Below are 12,621 nucleotides of genomic sequence, written 5' to 3'. Positions count from 1 at the left end.
TTCTCCGTCACGGGGTCACTTCGGCGAGGCCGAGCATGTTCCCCTCGCTGTCGCGGAACCACGCGGCGCGTTCACCGCGGCCCTTGCTCGGGTAGTTGCCGCGGATGTCCATGATCCCGTCCACCGCGCCTTCGTACTCCTCGAAGACGACTCCGCGCGTCCGCAGTTCGGCGACCGCGGCTTCGACGTCGTCGACGTAGAAGCCCATTTGTGTGAAAGAACCGTCGGACGCGCCCGCCGAGGCGAACAGGCAGAACACGCCCGACGCACCTTCGTAGCGCAGACCGCCTTCCCGCTCCTCGGCCGGTTCGAGGCCGAGCTTCTCCGAGTACCACCGGCGGGCTCGGGCCAGGTCCTGGGTGGGGATGCGGGCTTCGATCCGCGCGTCGCTCAGCATCGCCTCAGGCTAACCGCTTTTCAGCGGACGCCGAGGAGGTGCTCCAGGGCCAGCTGGTTCAGGCGCGTGAAGTGGTAGCCGCGCGTGGCCGCCGCGTCGAGGTCGAAGTCGTCGTTCAGCAGGTCGTCGAACGACTCGCCCGGCGCCAGCGTCGGCGTCGCGAGGTCCGGGACCCGGGACGCCGCCAGCGCCTCGGCGACCTCCGGGTCCGCCCGGAACGCGGCCGACTTCTCCTTGAGGATCAGGTAGGTGCGCATGTTCGCCGCGGCGGACACCCACACGTCCGCCGGGTCCTCGGTGCGCAGCGGCTTGTAGTCGAAGTGCCGCGGACCCTCGTAGCCGCCGTTCTCCAGCAGGTCGACCAGGAAGAACGCGCTCTTGACGTCGCCGTGGCCGAAGATCAGGTCCTGGTCGTACTTCGGGCCGTGCTGGCCGTTGAGGTCGATGTGGAACAGCTTGCCCTGCCACAGCGCCTGCGAGATGCCGTGCACGAAGTTGAGCCCGGCCATCTGCTCGTGCCCGACCTCCGGGTTGAGCCCGAACATCTCGGAGCGCGAAAGCTGCGAGATGAAGCCCAGCGCGTGCCCGATCGTCGGCAGCAGGATGTCGCCGCGCGGCTCGTTCGGCTTGGGTTCGAGGGCGAACCGCAGCGAGTAGCCCTTCTCGACGACGTAGTCCGCGAGCAGGTCCAGGCCCTCCTTATAGCGGTCCAGCGCCGCCCGGACGTCCTTCGCGGCGTCGGACTCGGCGCCTTCGCGCCCGCCCCAGACGACGTAGGTCTCCGCGCCCAGCTCGGCCGCGAGGTCGAGGTTGCGGCGCACCTTCCGCAGCGCGTAGCGCCGGACGTCGCGGTCGTTGCTGGTCAGGCCGCCGTCCTTGAACACCGGGTGGGTGAACAGGTTCGTCGTCGCCATCGGGACCTTCAGGCCGGTCTCGGCCAGCGCCTTGCGGAACCGCTCGATCGCCTTGTCGCGGTCGGGCTCGGTGGCGAGGAGGTCGTCGTCGTGGAACGTCACGCCGTAGGCGCCCAGCTCCGCCAGCCGGTGCACGCTCTCCACCGGGTCCAGCGGCGGCCGCGTCCCGACCCCGAACGGGTCGTTCGCGGTCCAGCCCACGGTCCAGAGGCCGAAGGTGAACTTGTCGGCCGGCTGGGGAGCGTAGTCGCTCATGACTGTCCCTTCATTTAGTTCACGTTGTAGACTAAATATGCGCCGCGGCGGTCCCGGGCGTCAAGAGGCCGGTTAGAGTGCTTCTCAGGAGGGACGTGATGACCCAGGCCGTGCGGCACGAGGAGATGCGTGCCCGCAACCTCGAGGTCGTGCTGGGCGCGGTCAGCCGCGGCGGCCCGCTGACGCGTGCCGCGCTCGCCGAGCTCACCGGGCTGACCAAGTCCACGGTCTCGAAGCTCGTCGGCGACCTCGTGGACGCGGGGCTGCTGGCCGAGACGGGGCCCGCGCGGGCGGGTGAACGCGGCCGGCCGGGCGTGGAGGTCGTGCTCAGCGGCGCGCGGGTGGCGTCGCTGGGGCTGGAGATCAACGTCGACTACCTCGCGGTCCGCGTGCTCGACCTCACCGGCGGCGTCCGGTTCGCCGCCCGCCGCGAACGGGACAACCGCGGGTCACGGCCCAAGAAGGTCCTGGCCGAGCTGCAGGCCCTGGCGTCGGAGGCGCTGACCGAGACCCACCGGCTCGGGCTGGAGGTCGCCGGTGCGGTGCTGGCGGTGTCCGGCCCGGTCGGCGACGGCGTGCTGTTCAGCGCCCCCAACCTCGGCTGGCAGGACGTCCGCCCGGCCGACCTGCTGCGCCTGCCCATCCCGGTCGAGCTGGACAACGAGGCGAACCTCGCGGCACTGGGCGAGCTCTGGTTCGGCGACGGCGAGCGCGACTTCCTCTACGTGTCGGGCGAGGTCGGCATCGGCGCGGGTCTGGTCGTCAACGGCACGCTGTTCTCCGGCGCGCGCGGGCTGGCCGGCGAGCTGGGCCACGTCGTCGTGGCGCCGGCCGGGCCGCAGTGCCGGTGCGGCGGCAGCGGGTGCCTGGAGACGTTCGCGGGCCAGGAAGCGTTGCTGGCAGCCGGGAACGCTCCGACACTCCCGGCGTTCCTGACCGCCCTCGAAGCCGGCGACCCCGCGGCACGGGCGGCGTGCGTGGCCGCCGGGGAAGCCCTCGGCGTCGCCCTCACTTCGGCGGTGAACCTCCTCGACCTCGACCGCATCGTGCTCGGCGGCGTCTTCACGCAGCTGTACCCGTGGCTCGCCGAGCCGGTGTCCGGGGTGCTGTCCGCCCGCCTGGGCGGACTCCGGGGCGCGCCGCCGGTGCTGTCGGCGTCACGCCTCGGCGGTGACGCCGCCACGCTGGGCGCGGCCGGGCGGATCGTGCACCGGGTGCTCGCCGACCCGGCGCCCTTCGTGAGCCGGGCTCAGGAGGCGTAGGCCTCCACCTCGGACAGCTGGCCGGCGGGCCAGCCGGTGTTGCCGCTGAAGGTCAGCCGCACGGAGTGATCCGTGCCGGACACCGGGATGGTCACGGTGTTCCCGTTCGCGGGGTCGAACACGTACCCCGCCGGGCTGCCGCCGTTCACCGCGATCGTCTGCGTCCGGGCGCCCCACGACCGCGGCAGCTTCAGCACCAGCCTGCTCGCCGCGGCGCCGAGGTCCACCGTGAACGTCTGCGGGAAGGCGGTGTTCGTGCTTTCCCAGTAGCTCGACGCGTTGCCGTCGACCGCGTTGCCCGCCGGGTAGCCGCCCTGCGACCCGCTCGCGGTGACCGGCCTGCCCTGCGCGAGGTTCACCGACGCGGGCGGTGGTCCGCCGAGCTGCGCGGCCCAGTAGCGCGTCCGGTCGAGGTACGCGGTTTCCGATGCCGCACCCGAAGTCCCGTAGGCGCCGTTGAACGTTTCGTACGCTCCCGAAGGCGGTGACGACCGGGCCGGCTCGATGACCGAGCCTTCGTGCCATTCGTTGAACGACGTCACCGAAACCCAGTCCGCCTGGGCGGAAAGCGCGTTCTGCCACTCCCGGTCGTACGTCGCGCCGTTGTCACGGCCGAGTGTCGGTGTCGTGTTGCCCGGCACCGCGCGGTCGTCGACGTACCCCGGGCCCACCGACGGCGCCCACACCAGCCCGTTCGCCTCGCAGTACGCACCCGCCTCGCGCCAGCCCGGTGCGGTGGCCCCGGCGATCGCGTCGTAGGTGTACATCCCGCCGAAGTGCGCGACTTTGCTCGTGTCCGTCGTCTGCGCCAGCACGATCGCCGACGACCGCACCTGGTCCAGTGGCGTCCAGTCCGTGATGCGCAGGCTTTCGAAGACATAGAACGCCCCGCGACCGTCCTCCCGGTAGTAGGCCGGGCTCGAACCGTAGCGACTCTCGATGTACCCGATGTCCGAGACCGTCGACGTCGCCGTCCGCCCGCTGTAGGGCTCCAGGTGCCAGGCGACCCGGATCCCGTGCCGGGCCGCGGCCGCCAGCACACCGGCGGCCAGACCGTCCTCATAGGACCCCTGACCCCACCAGCTGTAGACGATCACCCCGGCGCCGGACTGCTCGATCCACCGCATGTGCTGCTCGACGGCGCCGGCGAAGTCGCCGGAGTCGTATGGGCCCAGCACCGGGTAGAAGTTCGCGCCGACGTCGTCCGGTGGCGTGTGGCCGCCCTGCTGCCAGTGCCGGTAGCCGGTGGAAGCGCCGCCGTACCAAGGGTAGTAGAACAAGTGGGTCCGGCCGGAGAGCGCCGCCGCGTGCGCCACCCCCGGCAAAGTGGCCAACAGCAGGAGAAGCACGGAGAGCAGCGTCGAAATCCGTCGCATCGCCAACCCCTCGGTGGATTCGGAGTGTTCCAGACCATACGGACACCCGCCGAAAGACGGCAAGAGTTCACCGCACATACGCAAACTTGCGTCGGAAACCCACCAACACAGCGAAAACCGCCCCGGGCGAACCCGGGGCGGTTTCCGTTGAGCGGGACTAGCTCACGGAGTTGACCAGCACCAGCGAGGAGCCGACCGTGACACCCGTGTCGGTCTGCACGGTCAGCTGACCGCGCAGGATCCGGCCCGACGCGGGGGCGGCCGTGGCCGTCACCGTCGCCGGCACGGTCCACGAGCTACCGGACGCCCGCGCCGCGTTCGCGTCGGTCACCGCGACCGAACCGAACGCCGGGTTGGTGAACACGTCGAGGTAGTCGTACTCGGTGGTGCCCGCGGGCACCGCGTAGCCGTCGACCAGCGCGACCCAGACGCCCGCGGCCGGGTTGGCCACGGTCACCGACTCCTCGGAGTCGCCGTCCGCGCTGACCGCCGCCTGCACGCAGGAGCCGGTCGTGCAGTTGTACAGCACCAGGTCCAGGTCGGCGCCGACGTCGGACGTCTTGCCGATCGTGGCCGTCAGCGACGTCGAGCCCGGCGTCACCGCGATCTGGTACTGCTGCTGCGCGCCTTCGGCGATCGACGGCCGCGCGACCTTCGCGCTGCCGAGCGTGGCGCCGTTCAGCTTGCCGGTGAACGCGCCGAGGGTGTTCGTCACGGTGTAGGACCGTGCGATCGGCGTGTTCAGCGTGGCCGAGGCGATGGTGTCGGGGTTGGGCGCGATGGTCGTGCCCAGCACCGAAGCCGTCAGCTTGAACGCCGCGTTGTCCACATCGGACGTCCGGCGCGCTTCGACGACGATCTCCCACACACCCGGCAGCGGGTTCGCGATGGTCCGGCTGGTCGGCGTGCCGCCGGGGCAGCCCGCACCCGCGTCAGGCAGGTAGCAGAACGTCGTCGACGTGCTCGCCTCGGCCGGCACGCCGGTCGGGTCGTAGCGCAGGAACCGGACCTGGCCCTTGCCCTTGGCGCCACCGCCGGCGTCCAGGTCCACCTTCAGCGCGCTGGCACCCTGCGGCACCCGCACGAAGTAGCTGGTCGCCTGGTTGCGGGCGATCTTGCCGGAGACGTCGACCTGGTACCCCTTGGCGGCGGTGAACTCCTGCGGCGCGAAGACCGTGTTGAGGGTCTGCACGTCGACGCCGATGGTCAGCGGGTTGTCCAGGTACAGCAGTGCCGAGTGGACGCCCGCGGTCTTCGGGTTCACCTTGACGTCGAACTTCACCGGCGTGTTCAGCGGCAGCACCACCGTCGACGCCGAGGAGAACGTCCCGTCGTTGCCCGTCCACCGCGCGAAGTACGGCGCCGGCTTCGCCGAGCCCGTCGTGCGGGTGATCGTGTACGTGCGGGTGTAGGCCTTGCCCGTGGTCACGCCCTCGCGGTCGTGGATGCCCACGCCGGTGTTCGGGGTGGCCAGCAGGCCCGACAGCGCGGTGTGCACCTCGACCGACGTCGAGACGGCGTCGAGCTTCGGGTTGAGCGACAGCGCGACGAACGCCGCCGGGACGTTGAACAGGCCCGCGCCCTGGGCGTACGCGCCGATGCCCGGCACGAACCGCGCGGTCGACTTGATGGCCGCGCGCAGCTGCGCGACCGGCGGCCGCTGCCCCTGGTGCGTCGCCTTGTACGCGCTCACCAGCAGTGCCGCCGCGCCGGTCGCCTGCGGCGCCGCCATGGACGTGCCCTGCAGCATCGCGTACCCCGCGGGCAGGCTGTACGTGCCGGCCACCGGGCTCCCCGCTTCCCAGCGCGGGGTGGTCGAGATCGCCGCGCCGGGCGCGATGATGTCCGGCTTGAAGCCACCGTCTTCACGCGGGCCGCGCGAGGAGAACGGGTGCAGCGACTCGGCGTTCTGGGTCTTCGAGCCGTAGTTCGAGAGCCAGGTCTCCTTGGTGATGTACGAGCCGACCGAGATCGCGTCCGTGGCCACCGACGGGTCGCCGACGGTGTTCGCCCCGTAGCCGCTGTTGCCGGCCGAGATGAAGATCTGGACGTTGTACTCGGCGATCGTGCGGTTGTAGAGCTCCGCGCGGGCGTTGTTGCCGTCGTTGAGCGCCGGCAGGCCGCCGATCGAGATGTTGATGACGTCGGCGCCGTGGCTGGCCGCGTAGACGACACCGTCGATCAGGCCCGACGACGTGCAGGCGGTGCCGGTGAGGCAGACCTTGACCGCGAGCACCTTCGCGCCCGGGGCCGCGCCGTCCATCTTGCCGCCGAACAGGTCGTTGCCGGTGGCGATGCCCGCGACGTGCGAGCCGTGCTCGGCGCCGGCGATGCCGATGCCGACGAAGCCCGGCTTGTCGGTCTGGACCACGAAGGCCATCCGCTCGGCGATGTCGGTCGCCGGGTTGTCGGTGCCGAAGTACCCGACGTCGTACTTCTTGGCGTAGTCGGTCATCGGCTTCTCGTCGGTGAAGTCGCCGTTGCCGTTGAGGTCGACGCGGACCTCCTTGGTCACGCTGTCCTCGAGCACGCCCCAGGAGTCGGCGCGGTCGCCGTCGCGGTTGACGTCACCGCCGGTCTCGCTGTCCGCGGCGCCCAGGTCGCCCGCGGTCTCGGTGAAGACGCCGACCGTGTACGGGCCGCCGGTGGCCGGGGCCGTCCAGGTCTTGCCGTTCGCGGTGAAGGTGCCGGTGTAGGTCGCGGCCGACTGCGCGACCCAGGTGCCGTCGCCGGAGTTGGTGGCGTTGGCGTTGTACCAGTCGACGATCTTGCGTTCGCCGTGGCTGGTGGTGGCCAGCGCGGGGGAGTCGAGGTCGACGCCGGAGTCGAGCACCGCGACCGTGGTGTCCTTGCCGTCCCAGTTGGGCAGGACCTGGCCGAACTGCGCCGCGTACGTGTCGCCGGTGGGGAGGTACGGGTTCACGCGCGGGGTGTTCTTGCCCGGCGCGGGCTGCGGCGACGGGTCCTGCGCGCCGTCGGTCTTCGGGTCGTCGCGGTAGACGAGGCCGTCGACGTCGACGGCGTTGACCGACTTGAGCTTCGCGGCCTTCTCGGCCTTGTCCGTCGGGACGCTGACCTTGACGTAGTCGAGCTTGGTGTCGGTGGACTGGACGACGCCACCGAGCGCCTTCAGCTCGTTGACGGCGGCGCCGGTCTGGCCCTTCTCCGCCGCGATCAGCAGCGTGACATCGGGCTTTCCGGCCTTCTCGGCTTCGGCGACGAGCGCGCGGTCGTGCTCGTCGAGGGTCTTTCCGTCGGCCGCGCCCGAGGTCGGCGGGGCCTGCTGGGCGGACGCCACGGGGACGGCGATGCCGAGGACGGAGGCGCCGAGTGCGGTGGCGAGGACGGTGATCCCGGCCCGCCGTCTCCAGCGCGATCTGTGCTGTGTCACTGAAACGACCCTTCGTGAAGAGATGCGTCCGAGAAGTACACATCGTGAGATCTTCGTCAGCAATCAGACAGTTAGCCCATCACCCGCAATTGGTCGCGGGCCGAATGGCCTAATCCGCTGCCCGGTTGGGCGGTCACCCGAAGCGTCCATTTCGCGTGAAAGCCACGCCTTGCTACACGAGCGTGCAGGGAGCTATATTCACGTGTAGTCAGCTACACGTACGTATAGGACGCCGATGAGCACCGAAGACTTCACCGCGCGGGCCCGCATCCGGGACGCCGCCATCAAGCTGTTCACCGAGCGCGGCATGGAGAAGACGTCGATCCTCGACATCGCCGAGGCCGCCGGGGTGTCCGGCGGCCTGATCCGCCACCACTTCGGCTCCAAGGACGGCCTGCGCGAGGCGTGCGACACGTACGTCTTCGACGAGCTGCTGAGGTTCAAGGAGGAGGTGCTGGCGAAGGGTGTCGCGAACCCGGGGTTCCTCCCGACGTTCGACGCCCGCCAGCTGCTCTTCCGCCGGTACCTGGGCCGGGCCATGGTCGACGGCTCCCCGGCCGCCGAGGCGCAGTTCACCGAGATCGTCGACGGCACCGAGCGCTACTTCCGCGAGCAGGGCATGGACATGCCCGACCCGCGGGGCGTCGCCGCCGCGCTCGCCGCGATGACCGGCGGGCTGATGATCCTGCAGGACCACATCGCCCGCGCGCTCGGCGAGGAGCCGGGCACGCACGAGGCGATGCTGCGGATGTCGATGGCCGCCGGGCACCTGTTCATGAACCCGCTCGCCACCCCCGAAGTCCTCGAAAAGGCCCGCGAAGCGCTGGCCGCCTACCAACGGAAGGAATGACGATGGCCGAAGCGATCACCGCCGACGGCCTCACCAAGGCGTTCGGCGCGGTGAAAGCCCTCGACGGGCTCGACCTGACCGTCCACACCGGCGAGGTGCACGGCTTCCTCGGGCCGAACGGCGCCGGCAAGACCACCACGATCCGCGTCCTGCTGGGGCTGATGCGGGCCGACGGCGGCCGCGCCACCCTGCTCGGCGGGAACCCGTGGACCGACGCGACCGAGCTGCACAAGCGGCTCGCGTACGTCCCCGGCGACGTCACGCTCTGGCCCAACCTCACCGGCGGCGAGGTCATCGACCTGCTCGGCCGGCTGCGCGGCGGGCTGGACGGCAAGCGGCGCGCGGAGCTGATCGAGCGCTTCGACCTCGACCCGCGCAAGAAGGGGCGGACGTACTCGAAGGGCAACCGGCAGAAGGTCGCGCTCGTCGCGGCGCTGGCGTCCGATGTGGAGCTGCTGGTGCTCGACGAGCCGACGTCCGGGCTCGACCCGCTGATGGAGGAGGTGTTCCGGGAGGTCGTCGAGGAGGAGCGCGAGCGCGGCGACCGGACCGTGCTGCTGTCCTCGCACATCCTGTCCGAGGTCGAGGCGCTCTGCGACCGCGTCACGATCATCCGGGCCGGGCGCACCGTCGAATCGGGGACGCTGGACGAGCTGCGGCACCTGGGCCGGATCACGATCGACGCCTCGCTGGCACGGGTGCCCGAGGACCTGGCTTCGCTGCCGGGGGTCCACGACCTGAGCACGTACGGCTCGCACGTCCACCTGTCGGTCGACCAGTCGTCGCTGGACGACGTCATGCGGCACCTGGCCGGGGCCGGGCTGCGGAACCTGGTGAGCCGCCCGCCGACGCTCGAGGAGCTGTTCCTGCGCCACTACCGCCACGACGAGCCGGTCGGAGCGGCGCGATGACCGGGACGTGGGCGCTGCTGCGGCTGGTGCTGCGCCGGGACCGGCTGCAGATGCCGCTGTGGATCGTCTGCCTGGCGGCCGCCCCGATGGGCTACTTGTCGTCGATCGAGGCGGCTTACCCGGATGCGGCGTCGCGGCAGCACTTCTACGACCTCAACGCCTCCAGCGCGACGTTCGTCGTCCGCAACGGCCCGCTGTACGGCTCGTCGGTCGGCAACCTGCTGGCGTGGCAGTGCGGGTTCGTCCCGGTCGTCGTCGCGCTGATCGCGGTGCTCACGGTCGTCCGGCACACCCGGACCGAGGAGGAGGCGGGCCGCCGGGAGCTGACCGGCGCGACCGTCGTCGGACGGCACGCGGGCTTGGCCGCAGCGGTGATCGCCGCCTGCGGAGCGTGCCTGGTCTACGGGCTGCTGGTCGGCTTCGGCCTGGCCGCGCAGGGCGCCCCCGTCGCCGGTGCGCTGGCGCTGGGGCTCGGATTCACGTTGGCGGGCTGGGTGTTCGCCGGCGTCGGCGCGGTCGTCGCGCAGCTGACGTGGGGCGCGGGCGGGGCCCGCGGGATCGGGATCGGCGTGCTGGTGCTGGCGTTCCTGCTGCGGGCCGCGGGGGACAGCGACGGCTCGGCCGGCTGGGTCGCGTGGCTGTCGCCGATCGGCTGGGCGCACCGGCTGCGGCCGTTCGCGGGGGAGCGGTGGTGGGTGCTCGCCTTGGGCGTTCTCGCGACCGGCGGGCTGGTGGTCTTGGCGGTCGCGCTGTCCGCGCGCCGGGACCTCGGCGCGGCGCTCCTCCCGGCCCGGCTGGGGCGGCCGACGGCGAAGGCGTCGCTGCGGTCGCCGCTGGCGCTGGCCTGGCGGCTGCAGCGGGGGACGCTGCTGGTCTGGACCGTGTGCCTGGCGCTGGTCGGGCTGCTGATGGGCGGCGTCGGGAAGAACGTCGCGGAGATGATGCGGGACAACAAGGCCGTCGCGGACGTGTTTTCCCGCGTCGGCGGCGGAGGCGCGGTGACGGACGCGTACCTGGCGGGGACGATGACGCTGTTCGGCCTGGCGGCGGCGGGCTACGCGGTGCAGGCGACGCTGAAGCTGCGCGCGGAGGAGGCGGCGGGCCGGGCGGAGCCGCTGCTGGCGACGGCGGTCGGCCGGATCGGCTGGGCGCTGGCGCACCTGACGTTCGCGGTGCTGGGATCGGCGTTCGTGCTGGTGGTGACCGGTCTCGCGACCGGCGCGGCGTACGGCACCTCCCTGGTCCCGGCGGCGCTGGCGCAGGTGCCGGCGGTGTGGGTGCTGGCCGGGCTGGCGACGCTGCTGATCGGATTCGTCCCGCGCTTCGCGGCGGCGGCGTGGGGGCTGCTGGGCGCGTTCCTGCTGTTGTCGCTGGTGGGGACGGCGTTGCAGTGGAACGAGACGGTGCTGGGGATCTCCCCGTTCCAGCACCTGGCCCGGCTGCCGGGCGGGACGTTCTCGGTGACGCCGGTGCTCTGGCTGGTGGCGATCGCACTGGTGGCGGGGATCGGCGGCCTGACGGCGTTGCGAAGGCGTGACATGCCGGTGGGCTGAACGTGTGAAGGCCACCTTGGTTTCAAGGTGGCCTTCACGCATCGCGAGCGGCAACCGAGGGAGTCGAACCCTGCGCGGCTTATGAGGGCGGCGCCCATGGACCGGCCCTGACCCTTCGGCGGGCGACGGCTGCCATCTCTTACAACGGTAGCTAATACCCATCTCATTCCCGTCTCACTCCGTGCTTCACCCGGATGGGCCGAGCTGGCAGGCTGGCCCGCATGGATGATCTACTCCTGCGCCGCGTGCGGCCGGGGCTCGGTGGGGAACTCGCGGACGTCCGGGTGAACGACGGCCGCGTCACGGCGATCACCGAGCCGGGGTCGGCCGGGTTCGCGGCGCGGGTCGTCGACGGGCACGGCGGCACGCTGCTGCCGGGGCTGGTCGACGCGCACGTCCACCTGGTGCAGTGGGCGACGTCCCGCCGCCGGATCCCCCTCGATGCGGCGCGGTCGGCGGGGCAGGCGATCGAGCTGCTGCTGGCGCACCTGCTGGCGACGCCGGCGCCGCAGTCGGAGCTGGTGGTGGGCGCGGGCTTCCGCGACGGGCTGTGGCCGGACAAGCCGCACAAGGACCTGCTGCAGCGGGCGCTGCCCGGGCGGGCGGTGGCGTTGTTCAGCGCGGACCTGCACACGCTGTGGCTGAGCCCGGCGGCGCTGAAGCTGATCGGCCGCGAGCACCCGACCGGGGTGCTGCTGGAGAACGACTGCATGAGCGCGACGGCCCAGCTCCCGACGGCCGCGATCGACGTCCAGGACGAGTGGGTGGCGGAGGCGGTTTCCGCGGCGGCGGCGCGGGGCGTGACGCAGATCGTCGACTACGAGTACGCCGACACGGTGGCGGACTGGACGCGTCGGGGTGCCCCGGCGGCCCGGATCTCCTGCGTGATCGCGAAGTACCTGCTGGACCAGGCGATCGAGCGCGGCCACCGCACGGGCGACGTCCTCCCGGACTCCGGCGGGCTGCTGACGGTGGGCCCGTTCAAGCTCTTCGTGGACGGCTCGCTGAACACCCGCACGGCGTACTGCCACGATCCTTACCCCGGCTCGGATTCGCCGGGGCTCCTCGAGCTGCCGCCGTCCGAGCTGGTTCCGTTGATGGACCGGGCTTTCTCGCACGGGCTCATCCCGGCGGTCCACGCGATCGGCGACCAGGCGAACACGATCGCGCTGGACGCGTTCACGCGGGTCGGTTGCCCCGGCCGGATCGAGCACGCGCAGCTGCTTTCCCCTGCCGACGTCTCGCGTTTCGCGTCGCTGGGCGTGATCGCGGCGGTCCAGCCCGCGCACCAGCCGGACGACCGCGACGTCGCCGACCGCCATTGGCACGGGCGCACGTCGCGGGCGTTCCCGTACCGATCGCTGCTGGAGTCGGGCGCCCGGCTGGAGTTCGGCTCGGACGCACCGGTGGCACCCCTGGACCCGTGGGACGGAATCGCGTCGGCGGTCTCCCGCACGGATGACGACCGGCCGGCCTGGCACCCGGAGCAGTCGCTGCCGCTGGCGGAGGCACTGGCGGCGTCCTCGGGCGGCCGTCGTGGGGTGTCGGTGGGGGACGCGGCGGACCTGATGGTGACGGCGGCGGACCCGTCATCGCTGTCCCCGGCGGACCTCCGAGCCCTCCCGGTGACGGCGACGATCCTCGGTGGACACGTGACGCACCTGGTCTGAGACCGAGCGCTGCGGTACACAAAGGAGCGACACCCCGGCCCG

General features: G+C 71.7%; 9 protein-coding genes. 5 read left to right on the top strand and 4 right to left on the bottom strand.

The features are described 5' to 3' along the window. Positions 1 to 7: 7 nt before the first annotated feature. Both ACZ7OU_RS42150 and xylA read right to left on the bottom strand, forming a co-directional pair. On the bottom strand, positions 8 to 397 hold the full coding sequence (locus tag ACZ7OU_RS42150) for a VOC family protein (protein WP_470259589.1): 390 nt from the start codon (positions 395 to 397) through the stop codon (positions 8 to 10). Positions 398 to 417: 20 nt separating this feature from the next. Next, positions 418 to 1,566, bottom strand: coding sequence for a xylose isomerase (gene xylA / locus ACZ7OU_RS42145; protein ID WP_470245847.1), 1,149 nt, complete (start codon positions 1,564 to 1,566; stop codon positions 418 to 420). A gap of 98 nt (positions 1,567 to 1,664) precedes the next feature. Here xylA and ACZ7OU_RS42140 point away from each other — a divergent pair, with 98 nt between their 5' ends. Beyond that, on the top strand, positions 1,665 to 2,828 hold the full coding sequence (locus ACZ7OU_RS42140; protein ID WP_470259588.1) for an ROK family protein: 1,164 nt from the start codon (positions 1,665 to 1,667) through the stop codon (positions 2,826 to 2,828). Here the strand turns inward: ACZ7OU_RS42140 and ACZ7OU_RS42135 are convergent. Both ACZ7OU_RS42135 and ACZ7OU_RS42130 read right to left on the bottom strand, forming a co-directional pair. Beyond that, complete coding sequence (locus ACZ7OU_RS42135) at positions 2,816 to 4,204, bottom strand: galactose-binding domain-containing protein (RefSeq protein ID WP_470259587.1); 1,389 nt, start codon at positions 4,202 to 4,204, stop codon at positions 2,816 to 2,818. The genes ACZ7OU_RS42140 and ACZ7OU_RS42135 overlap by 13 nt on opposite strands. Positions 4,205 to 4,361: 157 nt before the next feature. Further along, a complete protein-coding gene (locus ACZ7OU_RS42130; protein ID WP_470259586.1) occupies positions 4,362 to 7,595 on the bottom strand; it encodes a S8 family serine peptidase in 3,234 nt (1,077 codons plus the stop codon). Positions 7,596 to 7,830: 235 nt separating this feature from the next. Between ACZ7OU_RS42130 and ACZ7OU_RS42125 the strand changes: the two genes are divergently transcribed. From ACZ7OU_RS42125 to ACZ7OU_RS42110, 4 genes are all read left to right on the top strand, one after another. Then, positions 7,831 to 8,445, top strand: a complete 615-nt coding sequence (locus tag ACZ7OU_RS42125; RefSeq protein ID WP_470259585.1) for a TetR/AcrR family transcriptional regulator — start codon at positions 7,831 to 7,833, stop codon at positions 8,443 to 8,445. Positions 8,446 to 8,447: 2 nt separating this feature from the next. Then, entirely contained in the window at positions 8,448 to 9,356 is a 909-nt protein-coding gene (locus ACZ7OU_RS42120) for an ABC transporter ATP-binding protein (RefSeq protein WP_470259584.1), read from the top strand. Next, positions 9,353 to 10,909, top strand: coding sequence for an ABC transporter permease (locus ACZ7OU_RS42115; protein ID WP_470259583.1), 1,557 nt, complete (start codon positions 9,353 to 9,355; stop codon positions 10,907 to 10,909). The genes ACZ7OU_RS42120 and ACZ7OU_RS42115 overlap by 4 nt, the downstream gene beginning before the upstream one ends. 221 nt (positions 10,910 to 11,130) lie before the next feature. After that, a complete protein-coding gene (locus tag ACZ7OU_RS42110) occupies positions 11,131 to 12,579 on the top strand; it encodes an amidohydrolase (protein WP_470259582.1) in 1,449 nt (482 codons plus the stop codon). The last annotated feature ends 42 nt before the right edge of the window (positions 12,580 to 12,621 follow it).

This window comes from Amycolatopsis sp. NPDC114505, from assembly GCF_055633615.1.
Note: the sequence above shows the minus strand (reverse complement) of the source record. Positions and strands in the feature narration are given on the sequence as shown.

What these genes read in the sequence shown, in the direction of transcription:
- ACZ7OU_RS42150 (WP_470259589.1), bottom strand. Translation starts at nt 397, where the DNA reads ATGCTGAGCGACGCGCGGATCGAAGCCCGCATCCCCACCCAGGACCTG.
- xylA (WP_470245847.1), bottom strand. Translation starts at nt 1,566, where the DNA reads ATGAGCGACTACGCTCCCCAGCCGGCCGACAAGTTCACCTTCGGCCTC.
- ACZ7OU_RS42140 (WP_470259588.1), top strand. Translation starts at nt 1,665, where the DNA reads ATGACCCAGGCCGTGCGGCACGAGGAGATGCGTGCCCGCAACCTCGAG.
- ACZ7OU_RS42135 (WP_470259587.1), bottom strand. Translation starts at nt 4,204, where the DNA reads ATGCGACGGATTTCGACGCTGCTCTCCGTGCTTCTCCTGCTGTTGGCC.
- ACZ7OU_RS42125 (WP_470259585.1), top strand. Translation starts at nt 7,831, where the DNA reads ATGAGCACCGAAGACTTCACCGCGCGGGCCCGCATCCGGGACGCCGCC.
- ACZ7OU_RS42120 (WP_470259584.1), top strand. Translation starts at nt 8,448, where the DNA reads ATGGCCGAAGCGATCACCGCCGACGGCCTCACCAAGGCGTTCGGCGCG.
- ACZ7OU_RS42115 (WP_470259583.1), top strand. Translation starts at nt 9,353, where the DNA reads ATGACCGGGACGTGGGCGCTGCTGCGGCTGGTGCTGCGCCGGGACCGG.
- ACZ7OU_RS42110 (WP_470259582.1), top strand. Translation starts at nt 11,131, where the DNA reads ATGGATGATCTACTCCTGCGCCGCGTGCGGCCGGGGCTCGGTGGGGAA.